The organism is Mucilaginibacter sp. AK015, from assembly GCF_014200785.1.
GTDB lineage: Bacteria > Bacteroidota > Bacteroidia > Sphingobacteriales > Sphingobacteriaceae > Mucilaginibacter.
This window is the reverse complement of record NZ_JACHCV010000001.1, coordinates 179,918-201,573: the sequence shown is the minus strand read 5'-3', so window position 1 is coordinate 201,573 and position 21,656 is coordinate 179,918. Positions and strand designations below refer to the sequence as shown.

Sequence of the window (21,656 nt, the reverse complement as noted above, 5' to 3'; positions counted from 1 at the left end):
ACACAAAAGTCGCAAATTACCATGAACTAAAAATCTTAATTTAGCCACATTATGGTAACTTTTTTTGAAGCCTCGCTCAATACTATTTCCGTACATCACGTCGGTAACCAGTCGGCCAGTGAAATGTATGCCCTGTCTGAAAACCCGCTCGAGTTAAAGGATGAGATCATCCCTACCCTGCTCATGCAGTATTTTTTAAAGCCCTTTGAAAAAGCTAACGAGGTTTACCACCTGATGCACAGTAGCGGCGACCTGGCGCTGAACGAGTTGCATAATTTTGCTACAAAAGTATTTGAGGACAAGGAAAAGTTCCATGAAATGAGCGAACAGATCGCCAAACACCTATACAAGGTTAGTACCCACCCTAACATTAAAGGCGGTGAACTTTACGTGGTATATTTTAACAATGTGCAGATAGAAGGTGATCTGCTGGATGCCATCGGCATTTTTAAATCAGAAAATAAGGAGACCTACATAAGAGTTTACCCCGACAACGGGGGTTTTGCGGTCGATTACGAGCAGGATGCCATTAACATAAACAAACTGGATAAAGGTGTGCTGCTATTCAATATCGAAAAAGAGAACGGCTATAAAGTGGTAGTGGTTGACAAAGTTAGCGGCGGGCAGGACGCCGCTGTTTACTGGAAGGATGAGTTTTTACAGCTCAAGATCCGCAACGATAGCTTTAACCAAACCAGCAATACGCTGGGCATCTACAAAAACTTTGTTACCCAAAAGCTTGATGATGAGTTTGAAATGAGCAAGGCTGATAAAATAGACCTGCTTAACCGCTCAATGAAATACTTTAAGGAGAAGGAAACCTTTGACCTTGATGAATTTAGCGAGGAAGTGATCAGCAACCCCGAAGCCATAACCTCGTTTAAAAACTTTAAAAACCAGTACGAGGAGGAGTTTGACACCAAAATAGCGGATAGCTTCGAGATATCAGGCAACGCCGTAAAAAAGCAAGCCCGCGTTTACAAAAGTGTTTTAAAGTTGGATAAGAACTTCCATATCTATATTCATGGTGATAATAAGCTGATCGAGAAAGGTTTTGATGATGATAAAGCGATGAATTACTATAAGGTTTATTTTAAGGAAGAAGCATAAAATTTTCTAAATTCGTTATATGTCAAATTCATTTGGTAAAACTATACGTCTTTTTTTAGTTGAGGGTAATGTAAATGGGCTTATTTCTGCGGAATTATCAAACTGGACAGGAAAAGCTTTTAAAATCCCGCGTATAAAAGTAAAAGAATATGCTTCAAGAGAAGAATTTAGGAGTCCTGGTGTTTACATCCTTTTCGGTAAAAATGAAAAAAATGAAAGCGCTGCGTATATTGGCGAGGGTGAGCCTGTTATTGATAGGATCAAGGAACATCTTATAAAAAAGGATTTTTGGAATGAAGTGATAATATTTGTAAGTAAAGACAAATATTTAAATAAGGCTAGCATAAAATTTCTTGAGAACAAGATGCATAGTATTGGAAATCTTGCCAATAGATTTTACATATTTAATACTAACACCCCAACTTTATCGGGCGTTTCAGAAGCAGAGCAAGCTGAGTTAGAAGAGTTCTTATCTAATATTAAGCTTTTGACTTCCACTTTGGGTCATAATATATTTGAAAATATACAAGAGACATTAGAAGTCAATAAACACACGGAAATTACTTTTATATGTAAGAATAATGCAGGTGCATTGGCGTATGGTAGTCCGTCAACTGAAGGATTTATAGTTTTTGACAATAGCACTTTTATTAAAGATGGGCAACCTTCGCTATCAGAAAGTATAAGAAACGAAAAGGCCAAAATGATTATTGATGGAATTTTGTTGGACAATGGTGATACATTGATTTCAACAAAGCCGTACACTTTTAATTCTTCTTCTCGCGCTGCAGCGATGATATTAGGAAGGTCCGCAACCGGGCCCGGTGAATGGACGACAGACGAGGGGATTACATTGAAAAAATTTGAAGCACAAATTTAATTCTCACCCTCAAAAGCCATTTCCATAAACCCAAGCACCTCTTCGTTCACGTCGTCTAAGTTCAGCATCCTAAAGTGATGATTAAACTGCTGCTGCCCGGGTACCTGCGCTATTTTCTGGAAGCACAGGTTATCGGGGTACTCCTGTTTGAACGGAAATACCACATGAATGAAGTTTTTGCCCAACTGGGTGATGTAAGCAATGCGTTTATGACCGTTATCCAGCCCTATCATACTTTTCAGCGGCACTACCTCAACATGCCCGATAGTGTTAAACTGGTTGATAAATTGATTGAACAGGGCAAGCGTATGTTCGCTTTTACCATGCAAGAAATCGGATAGGTGGTATTCTTCTGTGGCTGCCATATTAACCGCAATTTAGCTGTAAAAATTGTCATTTCGAACGAGGTATGAGGAGAAATCTTATACAAGAATAAGCAATGAACATTTCTAAACGAAGTATGGCGTATAAGATTTCTCTTCGCGCTATCCCACAAACTTGCCCGACTTATCGAAATGAGACAGCGGTAAAATAAATCTAAAACTCCGGCAGTATTCCCTCTATCCCCCAGCGCTGTTCTATACCCAGCCCAAACAAAGCGAAATCGTATTTAACAGGGTCTATCGGGTCAAGTTCGCGCAGGTTTTCGGTAAGCTCAACCGCGGTTTGCCAGTCGGTTTGTTTACGGGTGATGAGTTTAAGATGGCGGGCAACACGGTCTACATGCAGATCGCAGGGGCACACCAGGTCGGCTGGTTTTATTTTGTTCCAGATGCCGAAATCAACGCCGTTATTATCTTTCCGTACCATCCACCGTAAAAACATATTTAATCGCTTGCAGGTAGATTTTTGCGAGGGCGACGATACATGCTTTTTAGTACGATGCGGAAAATAGGGCAGCAAAAAAAAGTAAGAGCGAAAGTGATTGAGAGCTGCCTCTACTATTTTGTTATTCTGAGCACCACGAAGAATCTGACCGCCGATAGATCCTTCATTATCGTTCAGGATGACAAATTTATTTGGGGGGATGAATGCATCCTCTAATGACTGGTGGTTTGTGTAATGCCATCTAAAAAATGCTATAAAATATAGCGTATCGATGTCGTTAAAGGTTCGGTGTTTAAAGTGCAGCAGTTTCTTTAGGTCGGGTTCCTGGTGGTTGATGATAAAATCATATGGCGCGCCGTCCATCAGGATTATCAATTCCTTACATTTATTGATGATGGTTACCCGTTGCCCCCATGCCAGTGTAGCTGCCCAAAAGCCCATGATCTCGATATCCTGTTTCCTGGTAAACATGTGCGGGATGCTCACCGGGTCATTAGCAATAAACTCGGGGCGGTTGTATTGGCTAACTTTTTGGTCGAGGAAGGCTTTGAGGTTATCGTTCATAATAAAAAGCGTCATTGCGAGCGATAGCGTGGCAATCTTCGACACGCAAGTTAGCTACCTGAACATCGACGATTGCTTCGTACCTCCCAATGACGCGCGGTTATGTTTACGCGTTCAGCTTTAAGCCAGCGCCTGTTTCAAATCTTTCAGCAGATCTTCTATATCCTCTACCCCTACGCTTAGGCGCAGCAGGTTATCTACCACTCCGGCCTTTTCGCGTTCGGATTTGGGGATGCTGCCATGCGTCATGCTTACCGGGTGGTTGATCAGCGATTCTACACCGCCTAACGACTCGGCCAAAGAGAATACTTTAAAAGAACCGGCAATGCGGTAGGTATCCTCAAGCGTGGCATCTTTTAAAACGATCGAGATCATGCCGCCAAAATCGCGCATTTGTTTTTTAGCGATGTCGTGGTTCTTTGAATCGGGGAAGCCCGGCCAGTAGATCTTCTCTACCCGCGGGTGGTCTTTTAAAAACTCGGCAACCTGGCGGCCGTTCTCGCAATGGGCTTTCATTCGCAGGTGCAGCGTTTTTATGCCGCGCAGCACCAAAAAGCTATCCATAGGGCCGGGTGTAGCGCCGCAGGCGTTGTAAATAAACCAAAGCCTCTTGTAAAGCTCTTCGTCGTTCAGCATCAGGGCACCCATCACTACGTCGCTGTGGCCGCCAATGTATTTGGTGACCGAATGCATTACCACATCGGCACCTAAGTCGATAGGGTTTTGCAGGTATGGCGAGGCAAAAGTATTGTCTACTACAAACAGTAAATTATTTGCTTTCGCTATCTTGCCCACCGCTTCGATATCTACCACCTGCATGGTTGGATTGGTTGGCGTTTCAATCCAGATCAACTTTGTTTTATCATTAACATATTGGTTGATGATATCCGGGTTGCTCAGATCCAAAAAATGGAACTTAATACCATAGTTAGCGTAGATCTTAGTAAAAATACGGTACGATCCTCCGTAAAGATCGTTGCCGGTTATCACCTCGTCGCCGGGGGCAAGCAGTTTCATTACCGCATCCGTAGCGCCCATACCGCTCGAAAAAGCAAGTCCGTACTTAGCGTTCTCTAAAGCTGCCAGGCAATCCTCCAGCGCCTTACGGGTTGGGTTTGTACCGCGCGAGTACTCATACCCCTTATTATCGCCCGGCGTTTTTTGCCAGTAGGTCGAGGTTTGGTATATCGGCGTCATGATAGCGCCGGTAGTTGGGTCGGGCTCCTGCCCTGCGTGTATTGCTTTGGTTCCGAATTTCATAGGATGGTGAGTGGTTGATTGGGTTAAGTGGTGAGTGGTTGTATATCGGCAAGTGGCACAATTCAACCACTCTAATAATATACTATCGCACTACTCGCCCGTTTTCTTACTTTTTAAATATTGAATATATCCATTTATTAATTTCAAACAACTTTCATACTCTGGTTGAAACGATTGCAAAGTTTCCTCAGTAATAATCTTCTCATCCAATGCGATGATTAAATGGTCAAATGTTTCCGTTAGCGACCCCCTTGCCATAATACAAAAACGGATATTATCCTGATAATGAAACCGGCCATGCCCTTCTGCCAAATTATTCCCAATTGAACGTGAAGAACGAATAATCTGGTCTGCTAACCTAAACTTTTCGTCAACCGGGAATCTCTTAACAAGATCAGAAACTATATTTCTGATCTTCCTTGATTGCTTCCAAGTTTCCAGTTCAGTAAATGAGGCCACTTTGTTTAATTTAGTTTATTAGTTTTTTATCAATAGCATGTGCAGCTAACCACTCACCATTCAACTCAATCAACCACTCACTAAATTAATACGCCCTTGCAAACAACACCCGCTGTGTCGACGGTTTACCCGTCAGGATGCATTTGCCCTGTTCCTGCTTATTGTTCAAAGGTATACAACGAATTGTTGCCTTAGTTTCATCTTTTATTCTTTGTTCCGTTTCGGCGGTGCCGTCCCAATGGGCCGATATAAAGCCAGGTTGTTCGTCAAGCATGCGCTTAAACTCGTCGTAATTATCTACCTCGGTGGTGTTTTCCGCTCGGAAATCAGCCGCCTTTTTGTAGATGTTTGCCTGTATCTCCTCCAGCAGCGCTTCAATGTGCGCGGCAAGGCCCTCCTGGTTTACCGTTTCCTTGGTTTTGGTATCCCGGCGGGCAAGTTCAACAGTACCGTTCTGCATATCGCGGCTGCCAATAGCAACGCGCAAAGGCACACCTTTCAATTCGTACTCGGCAAATTTTGCGCCCGGGCGATGGGTATCGCGCTTATCAAATTTTACGCTGATATCTTTAGCCCTAAGCTCTTTTGCTAAAGCGTTCACGTATGTAGTGATATTTTCCAATTCTTCGGCGTGCTTGTAGATTGGAACTACAACAACCTGTATAGGCGCCAATTTTGGCGGCAGTACCAAACCCGCGTCATCAGAGTGGGCCATGATCAGCGCGCCTATTAAACGGGTTGATACCCCCCACGAGGTTGCCCACACAAAATCCTGCACGTTATCTTTAGTGGTGAACTTTACATCAAATGCCTTGGCAAAATTTTGCCCTAAAAAATGCGATGTTCCTGCCTGCAAGGCCTTGCCATCCTGCATCAGGGCTTCAATACAATAAGTATCCAAAGCGCCGGCAAAACGTTCGTTTGGCGTTTTACGGCCTTTTACCACCGGCAATGCCATCCAGTTTTCTGCAAAGTCGGCATAAACATCCAGCATCTGTTCTGTTTCGGCTACAGCTTCTTCAGATGTTGCGTGAGCGGTGTGTCCTTCCTGCCATAAAAATTCGCTGGTGCGTAAAAACAAACGGGTTCGCATTTCCCAGCGCATCACGTTGGCCCATTGGTTAACCAGTATGGGCAGGTCGCGGTAGCTTTGTATCCAGCCCCGGTAGGTATTCCAGATGATGGTTTCCGATGTTGGGCGGATAATTAATTCTTCCTCTAATTTTGCGTCTTCATCCACAACAATATTACCATCGCCGTCGTTCTTTAGCCTGTAGTGGGTAACCACGGCACATTCTTTAGCAAAGCCCTCCACATGACTGGCTTCTTTAGAAAAAAAAGATTTTGGTATAAGCAACGGAAAGTAAGCGTTTTGGTGCCCTGTTTCTTTAAACATTTTATCGAGCACCGCCTGTATTTTTTCCCAGATAGAGTACCCATACGGTTTAATGATCATACACCCCCTGACAGGCGAATATTCGGCCATGTCAGATTTAATTATTAAGTCGTTAAACCATTGCGAATAATCTTCGTCTTTACTAATAACACCTTTGCTCATATATTGATCTTTGGAATAGAAATTGACTTTGTTATTAAATTAAATAGCGCCCAAATTTATAAATTTATACGTTTATTTGACCTTGAACTTTACATCCTTACAAAACAAAATGAAAAGGAACCTTATTAAAGGAATTATTTTGATTGGCGCGGTAGCGCTGAGTTCCTGCTCCGTTAACAAAACCGCATTCACCTCTAAGAACGACGACGATGTGTATTTTTCGCATGCTTCGGCTGCCGAAGAACCTGTTTATATCACCAGAAATGAAGAGTACAACCAGGACACCGACGACCAGTACAGCGATGAGGATGATTATTTTTATTATGATGATTATGCTTCGCGTATAAACCGTTTCAGCTATTACTCTCCTTTCGGATATTATGATAATTTATATTACGGCTATTCTCCTTATGGCTACGGCTATGGCGGGTTTGGTATAGGCCTTGGCTTCGGTTATGGTTACTCGCCGTATTCATACTGGGGTTTAGGCGGCGGTTTTGGCTATCCTTGGGGATATGGCTACGGCAATTTTGGTTACGGCGCCCCATGGGGTGGTTACGGCTATGGTTATCCATGGGGTGGTTACGGCTACTCGCCTTACTCATACTGGGGGACCGGTTATGGCGGCTCAGGGTATTGGGGCGTATATTCGGCATACAACCGCGGTAATGCGCGCCCTTATAGGGGCAACGGCAGCCCGGGCAGTTCATTCGGCAATACACACCGTACCGCTTATGGCGATAGAAACACTGGTATTGGTTATATTCCAAACAGGGGCTCGCGCGGGGGCAACAGTGGCCAAACAAGCGGCAGGCCTGTATATGGCGATACACGTGCTACCCGCGGCGTACGTAATGATGTGCCAACTTATCAGCCAAGCGTAGATCGTTCTTCACCTTCAAGCAATAGTAGTGGTGGCGGCCGAAGCAGTGGTGGCGGTTCCAGCTCGGGCAGCAGCGGCGGTGGCGGTGGCGGCGGCAGGCCGGTAAGGAACTAATTATAAAATACCTAAAGTTTATGAAAATAAAATATATACTAAGTGTAATTGCTATAGTAGCACTTACCCAAAATAGCTTTGCCCAGTACTCGCAGGATGCCATCCGGTTCTCGCAAACTACAACGGGATCTACCTCGCGCATAAAAGCAGTAGGTAATGCCGGTACCGCAGTTGGCGGCGACCTGAGCAACATAACCGGTAACCCGGCCGGCTTAGGCTTTTTTACCAGATCGGAGTTTAGCATTACGCCCGAGTATGATGGAGCCAAATCAAACTCCACCTACCTGGGGCAAACGGGTACCGCTTCGCGTAACACCGGTAATTTAAACCATGCCGGGTTGGTTATTTATAACCAGTTAACCAAACCTGCCGGCGCCGATAAAAATAAAGGTTGGTTAAGCGTAAATTATGGCGTGGCCTTTAATCGCACCAACGATTTTAACCAAAATATCCACTACAGCGGCGCAAACGGATCAAACTCCATTAACACTTATTTTGCATCGCAGGCAAACGAGTTTGGCATCGGTGAGGGTACATTGGCCGGCTGGGCGTATGATCATCAGTTAATAGACCAGTACGCTTTAACCCCAACCACCGCCGAGTACAGGGCTAACAATGTGGGCTCAACCGCGCAGGAAGCCGTCATTAATCGCAGCGGCGGTCAATCGGGCGTCGACCTTTCCTTCGGCGCCAATTACAGCAATAAATTTTACTTGGGTTTGGGCCTTAGTTTTACAGATGTCAACTACAAATCGTTCGGTACTTTTTATGAAGACGGTACCGTGTCGGTACTTGAAAGCGGCGCGCCCGTTAACCGCGATTTTTCTTCGGCTTACTCGCAAAACCAAATTACAAAAGGAACCGGATTTAGCGCCAGGCTGGGTGTTATTTACAAACCTACCGAAGCGGTACGTTTAGGCGCGGTGTTCACCTCTCCTACTTTTTACAATATTGACGATGTTTATTACGAAGGGCTCAGTTCCAAGATCGGCAACAACGCGCAAAACAATAATCAATCCGGCGATTACACGCTAAACTATAACATGCGCACCCCGCTAAGATTGGCAGGCGGCGCAGCAGTATTTATAAAACATTTTGGCTTTATTACCGGCGATGTGGAATACGTTGATTACAGCGCCGCCCACCTGAGCAGCAGTTCTGACTATAATGCAGATTTTATTGATAACGGCGATATAAAAAGCCTGTACAAATCTGCCATTAACGCGCATGTTGGCGCCGAAGCGCGCCTTACAAACTTCTTTATGCTGCGCGGCGGTTATGGCATTCAGGGCGATGCCCGTAAAGACAACGGCAGCGACATAAAAACAGTAAGCGGCGGTGTTGGCCTGCGTTTTGGCAGCTATTATGTAGATGCTACCTATGCTCACTCAAGCGGCAGTCAAAATATATTCCCTTATGATATTGGCAGCGCAAGCCCGGCGGCCATGTTGAAGAACAGCAATGATAATGCATATTTAACACTTGGTTACCGGTTCTAAGTTTGCAGTAAAAAGTTTGCAGTTTGCAATCATAAAAAAAGCGATGAGGCTACTCATCGCTTTTTTGTTTTTAGATTTAACTAAGGCCTAACCTCTAATCGCAAATCTCTGTTCAATCCCCTCAATCTTCATTCACAAAAGACCGCAGCATCCAGGTATTCTTTTCTTTAAACTGCATAAAACGATTGATCATGTCGTTGGTGCCGTCATCACCGGCATCGGCGGTTATATCCAGTATCTGGCGCTCCATTTCTATCAGGGTGGCCATATCTTCTATTAAAGCCTTAACCATATCGGTATCTTTCATACCGATTGTGTTAACTTCTTTTAAGGTTGATGTACCAATATAGTCCTTAAACGTACTGTATGGTGGTTTACCCAGGGTAAGTATGCGTTCGGCCAGCTCGTCAATAGTAGTAAGGGCTTCGGTATACAGCTCCTCAAACTTTACGTGTAGCGTAAAAAAGCTTTTGCCCTTAACATTCCAGTGGCAGCCGCGCAATTTTTGATAATGAATATGATAATTTGCCAGCAGATCGTTCAGGTGATCAACAACCGGTTTTACTTTCTTTTCTTCGAGGCTAATTTTTTCAGCGTCCATGATATATGATTTTTTTGGTGATAACAGCCGCTCTCGGGCTTTGTTTATCAAATTTAAGCACTTTTAATATTAATACCCATATTTGCACACTCAAATGACAATGCTACAACCCTTCATATCCCATACCGTTGACGGCAACGTGTGGCGCCTGCAAATTGACGGCGAAACGGATATAATCGGCATTGAAGTACGTAATAGCAACAATAAGCAAACCAGCTTTACATCTATAAGTCTTTTAACAGGCGCGGTATATTTTGATTCGTTTACGCTCCCCGAGCGGTGGTTAACGGGCATCGAGGCCCTTTATAAGGGAGTGATGTTACTGCACTACTATAAACATGAAACAAGCCCCGAGCATAGCGCCATTATTGCTGTTGATGCAACTGACCCGAAAGAAGTGTGGAGTAATTACAGCCTCGCGTTTGACCATTTAACGGTAAATGGCCCGGGGGTATACAATACCGCTCTTCAGCCAAAAAAATTATTTGTGGTTGATGTGGCCACGGGTAAAACCGTTAGGACTTATGATGCAAACCTGGATAAACCTTTTGAGAATTTTATCGTCATACCCGATATGGTGCCCGCCGACCAGGTACTTATAGATGTTTTACCCGAAGAACCTTACAGAAACATGGTGCATTTCCTAAACCATAATAGTTACAGAATTGTATCTTTGCACACTTTAAAAAACGGCGCTCTGCAACAGCATCTGTATATCATGAACGGCGGTAACATAGTTTACCACGATTTATTGAACCAGGGTATACAAAAATTACAACCAGAGGCGTTTGTATTACATAAAAGCGCTTTAATTTATATTAAAAACCGTACCGAAATAAAGGTTTTAAAACTATAAATTATTGAATAAGAATTTATTATGAAATTTAAAATACTACTGTTATCTACTATTTTGCTCGGCTTAACTTCTGCTTTATATGCAACTGCCCTTCCTGATTCTATTGGGGTAGAAAACCTTAACGGCAAAAAAGTGATACTGCATAAACTGGACCCGAAAGACAATTATTATTCTATAGGTCGCCGTTATGGTGTTAGTCCAAAAATCATTCAAAAATTTAATAACAACGCCCCTTTACAAATTGGCCATGTTATAAAGGTACCTACTGATAGATCGATTGTAGAGCCTACGCCCGTGGTTCAACCGCCCGTAACGCCAGCTAAACCCGATAACCAGGCATCTGTAAAAACTCAACCAAACAAACAGCAGCAGCCTCAAAGCGCAGATCAGAAAGCTGCGCCTGATACCGAAAAAAATAATACTGCCGGCGCAACGTCCCAGCAATATAAGGTTTCGGCACACGAAACGCTGTACGCTATTGCCAAACGGTTTAACACAACGGTTGAGGCCTTAACCGCTTTAAACAAGCTTAAATCAAACAGCTTAGCTACAGGCCAGGTTTTATTGGTACCTAACGGGGTTGCCGCTACCCCGCCGCCCCCGGCTGCAGACGCAAATGCCGATACGGCTAATCGCGATTCGACCTATGTTGCCCCCGACAGCCTGGACCGGCATATTCCTACAAACCGTTATGGCCTGTTCGAAAAAAATGAAAAAGGCGTAGCTACCTGGATAGATGACACCAGCCTTGATCCTAATAAGAAACTGATACTGCACCGTACTGCCCCTATTGGCACAGTTATGCGCATTACCAACCCTATGAATAACCGAACTACTTTTGCTAAGGTTGTTGGCCGGTTTACCGACAGCCAGTCGACCCGCGACGCTATCATTGTAATGACCAAAAACGTGGCCGAAGCATTGGGCGCACTGGATAAACGTTTTCAAGTAAACATCAGCTACGGTACACCTAATGAATAAACCTTATGTTATTGGTGTTGCCGGAGGGAGTGGCTCGGGCAAAACTTTCTTTTTAAAATGCTTTTTGGAACACTTTAGAGATGACGAAGTGTGTTTGGTATCGCAGGATGATTATTACTTTCCGGTGGGGCATACCATGACCAAGGAGGAGAACAAAGAGTATAACTTTGACCTCCCTTCTACCATAGACTACGACCATTTTGAGAGCGACATTTTTAAGTTGTTGAACAACGAGTCGTTCATTAAACAGGAATATACCTTTAATAACCCGGATGTTATTCCTAAAATGCTTGAAATAAAGCCGGCACCTATTATTATTGTGGAGGGCCTTTTTATTATGCACTTCGGCAGAATTAAGGACATACTTGACATGACCATATTTATTGAGGCCGACGAAGAAGTAGCCCTGCAGCGCCGCTTAAAGCGCGATCTGCACGAACGCGGCTACTCTAACGAAGACGCCTACTATAAATGGATAAACCACGTGGTACCGGCTTATAAAGAGTATTTGCTGCCCTACCGGGATGTGTGCGACAAGATCGTTATCAATAACACACAGGAAGCAGCTGATATTATCAAAGTAACGGAAGCAATTTCGCAGGAGCTGCGCGAGAAAGTTTTAGTGTAAATATCACCCCACAGACCTATTTTGCATTGGGAATAAGGTATTGTATTATGCGATTTCACTACTGAAAATTCAGGTATCAATCACAGTTAAGCAGCAGATCGTAGTATTTTTTCATTAAAATGGTATCGTAGTTAACCAAAGAGTTATAAGCTTCGGTAACAAGCTCTGTTAAAATAGACGAGCCGAGCTGCCCTGCACCATTAGGGATGGAATCGTAATAAGTAATTAACTCTTTTACCCTTATAATTTCGTACAATAATTTCTGGATCAGATCGGTTTGCGCACCGCTTTGCACCCCGGGTGAATTATTGAGAAAGTCTAAAGGATCGTTAGTAGTAGATGTCATTTGCAATAAAGGGATCGGCTTTAATGTCCGCTGATATAACTATACTTAACTAAAATTAACAACTAAGACTTACGTTTGGTTTTAATTAAAAAAACTTTTTTTGTTAAAAAGTAAAACCCTCTAACTTAGAGGGTTTTACTTTGATAGGCCGGTTATTTATTTTCGGCCGGCTTGTTATTTTCGGGGCGGGGCAGTAAAGCTTTACGCGACAGCTTCAATTTGCCTTGTTTGTCAACATCAAGCAGTTTAACACGCACTTCGTCGCCTACATTAAAGATACCGTCCATGGTCTCAATTCTGCGGTGGTCAATTTCAGATATGTGTAATAGACCGTCTTTACCGGGCATAATTTCAACAAATGCACCAAACGGCATAATTGATTTTACTTTGCCTTCGTATATCTCGCCAACTTCAGGTTTAGAAGCAATAGCGCGAATGCGGCTTAAGGCTGCATCAATAGCCGCTTTGTTATCGGCAAATACCTGTACAAAGCCTTGGTTGTCTTTTTCCTCGATAGAAATGGTAGCACCGGTTTCGCGCTGCATTTCCTGGATGATTTTACCGCCGGGCCCAATAACGGCGCCAATAAATTCTTTATCAATTTTTATCATTACGATACGCGGTGCATGTGGTTTGTAATCCTCACGCGGCGCGCTGATGGTTTTAGCCATTTCGCCTAAGATGTGTAACCTGCCTTCTTTAGCCTGGTTTAACGCGTTGGTTAACACCTCGTATGAAAGACCATTTATTTTCAGGTCCATTTGTACCGCAACAATACCCTTTGAGGTACCGGTTACCTTAAAGTCCATATCGCCCAAGTGGTCTTCATCACCAAGAATATCAGAAAGGATAGCATATTTTGTACCCATTTCATTAGTGATCAGTCCCATCGCGATACCAGATACCGGCGCTGTAATTTTAACACCGGCATCCATCAAAGCCAGTGTGCCCGCACAAACGGTAGCCATTGATGATGAACCGTTTGACTCTAAAATATCAGATACGACACGGATAGTGTAAGGATTCTGATCTTCGGCTGGTAAAACACGTTTTAAAGAACGCATTGCCAGGTTACCGTGACCGATCTCGCGACGGCCTGCACCCCTGTTAGGACGGACTTCGCCGGTTGAAAAACCGGGGAAATTGTAGTGTAATAAGAATTTTTGATAACCATTGATGAACGCGCCGTCTATCATTTGCTCATCGTCTTTAGCACCTAGTGTTACGGTGGTTAACGATTGCGTTTCGCCGCGTGTAAATACAGCCGAACCGTGGGCAGATGGCAGGTAGCCAATTTCGCTCCATATCGGGCGTATCTGGGTAGTGGTGCGGCCATCTAAACGTTTGCCTTCGTCTAATACCAGGTTACGTATAGCGTCGTACTCAACATCGTGGTAGTATTTTTTAGCAAGAGATTTGGTGATGTCGTCAATCTCGCCTAAAGTTTCGATATACTCATCGCGGATGGCTTTGAATTTAGCAGCACGCTCATCTTTTGCAGATGCTTCGGCCGCGGTAGCGTAAACTTTATCGTAAGTAGCAGCGTAGATGGCTTTTTTCAACTCCTCGTTGCTGTGCTCGTGGTTGTAAACGCGTTTTTGGGTTTTGCCAACTTCAACCGTTAATTCCTTCTGAATTAAACATTGCACTTTAATAGCAGTGTGGGCAAATTTTATAGCCTCAACCAATTCTTCTTCCTGTATCTCGGCGCTTTCGCCTTCAACCATATTTATATCGTGCTCGCTGCCGGCAACAATAAATTCTAAGGTTGCATTTTGCAATTGGCTTAAAGTTGGGTTGATAACCAACTGTCCATCAATTTTAGCGACTCGTACTTCAGATATCGGCCCGTTAAAAGGGATATCAGAAACCGATAAAGCCGCTGATGCAGCTAAACCAGCAAGGCAATCAGGCATGATATCTTTATCAGCAGATATCAATGATATCATCACTTGTGTATCAGCATGATAGTCTTCAGGGAACATCGGGCGCAGTGCACGGTCAACCAAACGCGAGATCAATACCTCGTAGTCTGACAAACGCGCCTCGCGACGTAAAAATCCACCGGGGATACGGCCGGTAGCAGCATATTTTTCCTGATAGTCAACAGAAAGTGGTAAAAAATCAACTCCCTCTTTTGCTTCGGGCGATGACACCACTGTAGCCAATAACATGGTGTCGCCCATTTTAATTACTACCGAGCCATCGGCTTGTTTGGCCAGTTTACCGGTTTCGATCTCAATGGTGCGGCCGTCACCTAAATCAATAACCTTTTTAATTACATTTAAACTCATCTTTTTTGTGTTGTAGTGCGCTTTTCATCTTTTGGGAGCGCACCGGTTTTTTATGTGTGTGTATATTGTTTCAAAAGTAAAAAAGCCACCCTGCATATGCGGACGGCTTTTTTTAAAAAAATAAGAAAAGTTATTTGATAATATCCCTAAGCTGTAAAGCTTTGATAATAGCACGATATCTTTCAATGTCTTTTTTGTATAGGTATGCCAGCAATCCGCGGCGTTTACCTACTAATTTTTGCAGTGATAACTGGGTCGAAAAATCGTGTTTGTTCTTTTTCAGGTGCCCGGTTAAGTGTGCGATACGTGTGGTAAATAATGCTACCTGTGCTTCGGTCGAACCTGTGTCGGTTGCGCTTTTACCGTGTTTTGCAAAGATCTCTGCCTTTGCTTCTTTACTTAAATACATTACGTGAATAATACTAAAGCGTGAATACTTAATTAATTGTGTGCAAAGGTAAGTATTAAAGTCGGTAGTTTAAAGTCTTTGGTCAAAGATTTCAAACGCTTTCTACTTCCGATTTTTAACTTTAACTATTATTTGTCGCAATATACCCCTCATTATGTCATTTATGCACAGCACAGGCAAATATATTTCAGTATAGATTTGTAAAGTTACATTTTATCATATAAAACCGTAAAGAGTGTATATTTAGCAAAGCACCAGTTAATTTAACCTATAGTATGTCGCAAACCGTAAAGCCCCGGGGCAAAGTAATATCATTTTTAAGCGTTTTAAAACAATCATTAAAAGGCGAGCAGGTTGACCTTACCGCCATCAGCATAAAAAGGGCCATAGTGCTGTTAGCCATACCCATGATGCTTGAAATGGCTATGGAGTCGGTATTTGCTTTGGTCGATCTATATTTTGTGGGGCATCTTAAAAACAGTAGCCACGCCATTCAAACCGTTGGGTTAACCGAATCTGTGCTGACCGTGATATACTCGTTAGCCATAGGTTTAAGCATGGCTGCCACAGCTGTTGTAGCCCGCCGCATTGGCGAAAAAAACCCTGAGGCGGCGTCAAAAGCGGGGATGCAAACCGTTGTTATAGCGGTAGCTGTAAATTTATTGATCAGCATTTTTGGATGGTTACACGCCCGCGATCTGCTGCTTTTGATGGGCGCGTCGGCCGAAACAGCCGATCATGGCACGCCGTTCGTGCGTATCATGATGGCCGGCAGTATCATTATCGTATTATTATTTTTAATAAACGGCATTTTCAGGGGCGCCGGTAATGCGGCTATTGCCATGCGCAGCCTGTGGATAGCCAATATAGCCAACATCATATTGTGCCCTGTGTTTATCAGGGGCCTTGGTCCTATTCCCGCATTTGGCTTAACCGGCGCGGCTATTGCAACCACTATTGGCCGCAGCCTGGGCGTATTGTACCAGGTTTATAACTTGTTCAATAATAAAAACGCTTTAAGGGTACGCCTGAATTATTTTATCCCCGACTGGCACCAAATTAAAGCTATTGTAAAAGTGGCCGCCCCGGGTATTTTGCAATTTGTGATCGCGAGCTGCAGCTGGATATTTTTGGCGCAGCTGGTTGCCACCACCGGCGGCGACCAAGGCTCGGCGGGCTATCAAACGTCGTTACGGTTAATGATGTTCTTTTTGCTGCCAGCATGGGGCCTTAGCAACGCGGCCGCCACGCTGGTTGGCCAAAACCTTGGCGCAGGCCGGGTAGACAGGGCCGAACAATCGGTGTTCCAAACTATAAAATACACGGTGGTTTTTCTGGGAATAGTTAGTGTGTTGTTTTTAACATGCGGGCAATTCTTTTCTTCGTTCTTCACCAATGACGATGTGGTAAAAAAAGTAGCCACCCGGTCGCTGCAAATTTTAAGCGGCGGCTTCATCATTTTTGGTATGGGCATGGTATTAACAAGTGCTTTTAACGGCGCCGGCGATACCTGGACACCCACCAAAATAAATTTCTTCACGTTTTGGCTGTTCCAGATACCTTTTGCTTACTTGCTGGCTAAGTATTTTGATATGGGGCCAACCGGTGTATTTATTGCTATCCCGGTTGCCGAGATCGGGTTAACTATAGCAGCCTATATACTGTTTAAGAAAGGTAAATGGAAGAAAACGATGGTGTAGGAATGTGCAGATGTGCAGATGTGCAGATGTGCAGATGTGCAGATGTGCAGATAAAATGAACTCATGTCATGCCGAACTTGTTTCGGCATCTCATTACAACTGTAAAAAGAGTATTAAAATAACAATTCCCATTTTAACTTTTTACTTTTGACTTCTAACTTCGAACCATGCCCTACTCCACCTTTGAGACCGAACTGCGTGTACGCCCCGATGATATAGATATGTTTCAGCATGTGCATAACAGCAAGTATTTTGATTATGTACTTGCCGCCCGTTACGACCAGATGGAACGTTGCTACGGCATGGCTATGGAGAAATTTATGGAGCGCGGCTTTGGCTGGGTGGTGCGCACCGCACACGTCGACTATAAACGCGCACTTACCATGGGCGATCACTTCATCGTTAAAACCGGCATCGAAACGATAAACGACAAAGGCTGCCGGGTTGCCTTCACCCTAACCAACAAAGCCACCAATAAGGTTTGCTGCGATGGTTATTTTGATTATGTGATGATAGATATGGCCACCGGCCGTGGCGTTAAAGTGCCCGAGGATGTTATTGAACATTACACGATATAACGCGCCGCCTCGCGCTATATGGCTTAATGACTATTCTTCTCTATCCTTTTATGAGTTTCCAGGTAAACCGGTAACGCTGCCGATCCATACCAGGGATAAAATTCGGCATCAAGTAGCTTGCTGTTAACGGCAGGATCTGTCGCTACCAGGTGTTTGGCTTCTTCAACGGTTTTGGCGTTAAAAATAAATATGCCCCGGTAGTTCTTATCGTTTTTGCCCATTGGCCCGGCAACCACCAATTTGCCATTTGCAGCCAGGCGGCCAATATTGGCCATATGCCCCTTAAATAAACTATCAATAGTGGTTTTATCGGGGGTTTTATTTTCGCCCGTTTTCAATATCACCAGTACATACATTTTCATGCCGTACTCATCGGCGCCAAGCGAGTCGGCCAGGGCTTTGTTATATTGGGTGTTTTGGGCTTTTGTGCCAAAGGCAAAAATGCATAGCAGGGTAAGCAGGAGTAGCTTTTTCATTGCGGGGTTGGTTAGTACAACTAAAATAGTTAAACATCCTCGTTTTGCAGTATATTTCGATATGTTAAAAATCTACACTGTACCGGGTAGATACCCGCACATAAGGGTATCGTTTATTAACATCAGGATGTTCATCATATTTCCCCCGCAAGAAGAAATACCCCGACTCGGCCGCCAGTGATAGTTTTTTTGACCAGGCATAGCGCAGCTCAGTGGTAGCGGTATGCAGAAAATAGTGCGATTTATTACCATTAACGGTAAAAAGCCACCCCCCGCGGTAATCAAAACCCGCAAAAAACTTTTCATTTACATTTATTCCCGCGCCGCCGTTTACGCTAAAGCCCGATGTATAGTCGTAATTACGGCCATTAGAGTTGTAGGTGTTAGGCACAGCAGCCAATAACACCGGGCCTGTGCCCACATTGGTGTTAAACTTTATTTTTTTTGCTGCGTCGTAGCGCGAAAACAGGTTTAGCTTTACGCTCTGCGCGCCGTAAAAAAAAGCTTCGTTACTGATGTAATCATAGTTGGCACTTAGTATCGCTAAATGTTTAAGATCGCGGTTAGATCGTATTTCCCAACCCGCCAAAGATCCGTACACACTAACCAGGTTCACCACCGAACTATCATCTTTACCCGCTTCAATATTGATATAGATATTACTGAACGGGGTGCTGTAATCTTTATAACGGTTACCATATATCAATTTAGCCCGGCCGAATATACCGATCTTAGCATGGCCGCCAACGGTACCGGTAATGCTGTTAAACGTACGTGCGCCCAGATCAAACTCCCCTGACACCTGCGTCGAATCCCTATCGCGCGGGTTACCGTAAACCTTGCCCCATTTACCGTCAAGCAAGCGGTTAAGGCCGTTCATAGGGTTGGTTAAAAACGCTGCTATCTCTTCCATTTGGCGTCCAAAACCGCGGTGGCGGTTGTTCACTATTTTATTAGAGAGGCGGTAACTCATCTCGCCCAGCACAATTCCGCCAAAGCTGGTATTTACAAAATCGTTAGGCGACGGGTGTTCATTCTCGCCAAAGGTTTCCCAAAAGTAACTGCCCGCGACAGCAGCCGGGGCCGATTGCCAGAAGCTATACCCGTTACTGCGAAACGCGCTGAAATATAAACTGCCCTGGTACGGATGCCCAAACTGGTTAGTACGAAATATATCCTTATCCCATTGCCAGCTGCCGGGGTTTAAGTTGCGCCAAATAGTTGCGCCGGTAACATTTGAGTATGGGGCGTGGGCTATAAACTTACCATAACTAAAAGGGATTGCCTGTGCCAGGCCCCACTCGGCCGCTGCGCGCCCAAAGCGTTTGGTCTCTGGTGGCACAGTACCAAAAAAAGGCACTTTTGACCGCCTGGGCTTAGGCTTGGGCACGGTATCCACAATTAGCCTCTCGGCATCCTGGGCGGTTTGGGCAAACAGGCTGGCAGGAGCCGCAAACCAAAACATTAAAAATACTACTATAAAAAGGCGCGGCAAAAATTTCAATGTATTATGCTTTGATAAAGGTTTTAGTTATCGTCAGCAAGTGCTGTAAAATAACATTTAACTATAAAGCGTTTCGCTGAAAAATGTTTTAAAAAATAATATTATTTATGTTTCTGCGCTGCCTTAAACAATAAATCTAATATCTAATAAATAGAAGAATTTTAACGCACCTGTTATAGTTTACCTGTGGTAAAGTTTTTTATTTTTGACGAAGGTAAATTATTTAATTAGTACAACACTTTAATCACTTGGAGCCAACAGAAAGCCTATTTAGAGACATTGTTGAAATATCACCCTTTCCGGTATATGTGTGCACGGGTAACAACATGATCATCTCGGTAGCTAACAATGCAACTTTAAAGGCGTGGGACAGGGATGCCTCGGTAATTGGGAAACCTTTTTTTGAAGCGTTGCCCGAACTGGAAGACCAACCATTTTTGGGTTACCTGCAAGGTGTGTACCGTGCCGGTAAACCGTTTCATAGCGATGCTGAACGGGCAGATCTTTTAGTAGGCGGCAAGATGCAAACCTTTTACTATAAGTTTACCTACCAGCCCATGTTTGATGCCGAGGGCAAGGTTTATGGTGTTGCAGCCTTTAACACAGATGTTACGGAATTAGAGCGGGCCAGGCAAGCTGTGGAAGAAAGCGAAATGACCCTTTATAACCTGGTAAGGCAGGCACCCGTTGGGATATGCATTATCCGGGCTGAAGATTTAATGATAGAGGTGGTGAACGATTCGTACCTGAAACTGGTGGGTAAACGCCGGAAAGACATGGAGAACCACTCTATTTGGGAAGCCATACCCGAAGCCGCCCAGTTGTATGCCCCTATCATGAACAATGTTATTAGTTCGGGCGTGGCGTTTTCGGCACGGGAGCATGAGGTGTTCCTGATACGCAACGGTGAGCCGGAAATAGTATTTATCGATTTTGTTTACGAGCCCGTACTGCACTTCGACGGCACTATAAATACCATTATGATTATTGCTATTGAGGTTACCGATAAGGTAGTGGCACGCCGAAACATTGAAGATGTTGAAGAACGTGGCAGGCTGGCTATTGAGGCTGCCGAAATTGGCACCTTTGACCTGGATATGAATACCGATACACTGGTAACGTCAGACAGGTTTAACAGCATATTTGGATTTACCACCGCTGTATCAAGAAAAAAGCTGGCCGCCACTTTTCATGTTGACGACCAGGACCTGCGTATACGGGCCCATGAGGCAGCGCTGAAAAGCGGCTACCTGTTTTATGAAGCAAGAGTTATACATCCTGACGACTCGGTGCACTGGATACGATCGCAAGCCAAGGTTTATTACGATAACGAAGATAAACCCAAACGCATGCTGGGCACGGTACTGGATATTACTGAATTTAAACGCCTGCAGCAACAAAAAGACGATTTTATAAGTGTGGCGAGCCACGAACTTAAAACCCCCATGACATCGTTAAAGGCATCTATACAGATACTGGATAAGCTTATAAAAAACAACAGCAACCCCGAAAAAGTGTCGGTGTTTATCGAAAAGGCCAACACCAGTTTAACAAAGATGCACCATCTTATAGAAAGCCTGCTGAATGTATCAAAAATAACAGCGGGCCAGCTGGCGCTTAACAAAACACACTTTAAAGCAGATGAAATGATCAGCGAAAGCTGCGACCACATACTCTTAAACGGCGACCATTCGCTTGAGCTGACGGGCGATACTAACGTTGAGCTTTTTGCCGACAGGAGCAAAATAGAGCAGGTTGTTATTAACCTGGTGAACAACGCCATTAAGTATGCACCCCTTTCCTACAAAATAATTATCGATGTAAGAAGGCAACGCCGGTCGGTCAAGATATCCGTGCAGGATTTTGGTGAAGGTATCGCCTATGATAAAATCCCGCACCTGTTTGAGCGCTATTACCGGGTAGACTCTACCGGGCTGCAATACTCCGGGCTGGGCCTGGGGCTGTACATATCTGCCGAAATAATAGAACGTCACAATGGTAAAATTGGCGTTAACAGCGAATCAGGCAAGGGTAGTACTTTTTGGTTTACGCTCCCTGTTGGCTGATAACTAAGCATTCATGCACAGGATTTTAAAGCACACGATGTTAACCGGATCGATAGCTAACC

Annotated in this window: 21 protein-coding genes; 10 read left to right on the top strand and 11 right to left on the bottom strand. The window is 44.1% G+C overall.

What is annotated here, in order from left to right; genetic code table 11:
- Positions 1-51 precede the first annotated feature (51 nt).
- Together HDC91_RS00860 and HDC91_RS00855 are read left to right on the top strand one after the other, a co-directional pair.
- Positions 52-1,110: a nucleoid-associated protein gene (locus HDC91_RS00860; protein ID WP_183547571.1), complete on the top strand. Its 1,059-nt coding sequence runs from the start codon at positions 52-54 to the stop codon at positions 1,108-1,110.
- 19 nt (positions 1,111-1,129) lie between these two features.
- A complete protein-coding gene (locus tag HDC91_RS00855; RefSeq protein WP_183547569.1) occupies positions 1,130-1,990 on the top strand; it encodes a GIY-YIG nuclease family protein in 861 nt (286 codons plus the stop codon).
- On the opposite strand, the gene HDC91_RS00850 is transcribed toward HDC91_RS00855, so the two are convergent.
- The 5 genes from HDC91_RS00850 to proS all read right to left on the bottom strand — a co-directional run bounded on the left by HDC91_RS00850 (position 1,987) and on the right by proS (position 6,659).
- Positions 1,987-2,355, bottom strand: a complete 369-nt coding sequence (locus HDC91_RS00850) for a DUF5655 domain-containing protein (RefSeq protein WP_183547566.1) — start codon at positions 2,353-2,355, stop codon at positions 1,987-1,989. The genes HDC91_RS00855 and HDC91_RS00850 overlap by 4 nt on opposite strands.
- Before the next feature lie 172 nt (positions 2,356-2,527).
- A complete protein-coding gene (locus tag HDC91_RS00845) occupies positions 2,528-3,382 on the bottom strand; it encodes a TIGR02757 family protein (RefSeq protein WP_183547563.1) in 855 nt (284 codons plus the stop codon).
- Positions 3,383-3,502: 120 nt separating this feature from the next.
- The gene (locus tag HDC91_RS00840) at positions 3,503-4,708 is read right to left on the bottom strand and encodes a cystathionine gamma-synthase (protein ID WP_255476624.1); all 1,206 of its coding nucleotides are present in this window, start codon (positions 4,706-4,708) and stop codon (positions 3,503-3,505) included.
- A 24-nt stretch (positions 4,709-4,732) separates the two neighbouring features.
- The gene (locus tag HDC91_RS00835) at positions 4,733-5,101 is read right to left on the bottom strand and encodes a four helix bundle protein (protein WP_183547557.1); all 369 of its coding nucleotides are present in this window, start codon (positions 5,099-5,101) and stop codon (positions 4,733-4,735) included.
- An 85-nt stretch (positions 5,102-5,186) separates the two neighbouring features.
- Positions 5,187-6,659 (bottom strand): proline--tRNA ligase, encoded by a 1,473-nt coding sequence (gene proS, locus HDC91_RS00830; protein WP_183547554.1) that lies wholly within the window; start codon positions 6,657-6,659, stop codon positions 5,187-5,189.
- Between the two features lie 109 nt (positions 6,660-6,768).
- Between proS and HDC91_RS00825 the strand changes: the two genes are divergently transcribed.
- Together HDC91_RS00825 and HDC91_RS00820 are read left to right on the top strand one after the other, a co-directional pair.
- Positions 6,769-7,656, top strand: coding sequence for a hypothetical protein (locus HDC91_RS00825; protein ID WP_183547551.1), 888 nt, complete (start codon positions 6,769-6,771; stop codon positions 7,654-7,656).
- Positions 7,657-7,676: 20 nt separating this feature from the next.
- Positions 7,677-9,155, top strand: a complete 1,479-nt coding sequence (locus tag HDC91_RS00820) for a hypothetical protein (protein WP_183547548.1) — start codon at positions 7,677-7,679, stop codon at positions 9,153-9,155.
- 121 nt (positions 9,156-9,276) lie between these two features.
- Here the strand turns inward: HDC91_RS00820 and HDC91_RS00815 are convergent, their stop codons facing one another.
- The gene (locus HDC91_RS00815; protein WP_162432716.1) at positions 9,277-9,756 is read right to left on the bottom strand and encodes a Dps family protein; all 480 of its coding nucleotides are present in this window, start codon (positions 9,754-9,756) and stop codon (positions 9,277-9,279) included.
- A 100-nt stretch (positions 9,757-9,856) separates the two neighbouring features.
- On the opposite strand from HDC91_RS00815, the gene HDC91_RS00810 reads away from it, so the two are divergent.
- From HDC91_RS00810 to HDC91_RS00800, 3 genes are read left to right on the top strand one after another with little or no spacing between them, the layout of a single operon-like run.
- Positions 9,857-10,612, top strand: a complete 756-nt coding sequence (locus HDC91_RS00810; protein ID WP_183547546.1) for a DUF4905 domain-containing protein — start codon at positions 9,857-9,859, stop codon at positions 10,610-10,612.
- 21 nt (positions 10,613-10,633) lie between these two features.
- Positions 10,634-11,593, top strand: coding sequence for a LysM peptidoglycan-binding domain-containing protein (locus tag HDC91_RS00805; protein WP_183547543.1), 960 nt, complete (start codon positions 10,634-10,636; stop codon positions 11,591-11,593).
- Positions 11,586-12,221, top strand: a complete 636-nt coding sequence (locus tag HDC91_RS00800) for a uridine kinase (protein WP_183547540.1) — start codon at positions 11,586-11,588, stop codon at positions 12,219-12,221. The genes HDC91_RS00805 and HDC91_RS00800 overlap by 8 nt, the downstream gene beginning before the upstream one ends.
- Before the next feature lie 76 nt (positions 12,222-12,297).
- Here the strand turns inward: HDC91_RS00800 and HDC91_RS00795 are convergent, their stop codons facing one another.
- From HDC91_RS00795 to rpsO, 3 genes are all read right to left on the bottom strand, one after another.
- Positions 12,298-12,567, bottom strand: a complete 270-nt coding sequence (locus HDC91_RS00795) for a hypothetical protein (RefSeq protein WP_162432720.1) — start codon at positions 12,565-12,567, stop codon at positions 12,298-12,300.
- Between the two features lie 152 nt (positions 12,568-12,719).
- Positions 12,720-14,861: a polyribonucleotide nucleotidyltransferase gene (pnp, locus tag HDC91_RS00790; protein WP_183547537.1), complete on the bottom strand. Its 2,142-nt coding sequence runs from the start codon at positions 14,859-14,861 to the stop codon at positions 12,720-12,722.
- A gap of 130 nt (positions 14,862-14,991) precedes the next feature.
- Complete coding sequence (rpsO, locus tag HDC91_RS00785) at positions 14,992-15,270, bottom strand: 30S ribosomal protein S15 (RefSeq protein WP_162432722.1); 279 nt, start codon at positions 15,268-15,270, stop codon at positions 14,992-14,994.
- 275 nt (positions 15,271-15,545) lie between these two features.
- Between rpsO and HDC91_RS00780 the strand changes: the two genes are divergently transcribed.
- Positions 15,546-16,970: an MATE family efflux transporter gene (locus HDC91_RS00780; protein ID WP_183547534.1), complete on the top strand. Its 1,425-nt coding sequence runs from the start codon at positions 15,546-15,548 to the stop codon at positions 16,968-16,970.
- Positions 16,971-17,137: 167 nt separating this feature from the next.
- On the top strand, positions 17,138-17,548 hold the full coding sequence (locus tag HDC91_RS00775; protein ID WP_183547531.1) for a thioesterase family protein: 411 nt from the start codon (positions 17,138-17,140) through the stop codon (positions 17,546-17,548).
- 23 nt (positions 17,549-17,571) lie between these two features.
- Here the strand turns inward: HDC91_RS00775 and HDC91_RS00770 are convergent, their stop codons facing one another.
- Together HDC91_RS00770 and HDC91_RS00765 are read right to left on the bottom strand one after the other, a co-directional pair.
- A complete protein-coding gene (locus tag HDC91_RS00770; protein WP_183547528.1) occupies positions 17,572-18,024 on the bottom strand; it encodes a YciI family protein in 453 nt (150 codons plus the stop codon).
- 64 nt (positions 18,025-18,088) lie between these two features.
- Positions 18,089-19,528 carry a DUF3943 domain-containing protein gene (locus HDC91_RS00765; RefSeq protein WP_183547525.1) on the bottom strand — a complete coding sequence of 480 codons (1,440 nt, stop codon included), beginning with the start codon at positions 19,526-19,528 and terminating at the stop codon, positions 18,089-18,091.
- A gap of 248 nt (positions 19,529-19,776) precedes the next feature.
- On the opposite strand from HDC91_RS00765, the gene HDC91_RS00760 reads away from it, so the two are divergent.
- A complete protein-coding gene (locus HDC91_RS00760; RefSeq protein ID WP_183547522.1) occupies positions 19,777-21,594 on the top strand; it encodes an ATP-binding protein in 1,818 nt (605 codons plus the stop codon).
- Positions 21,595-21,656: the final 62 nt, after the last annotated feature.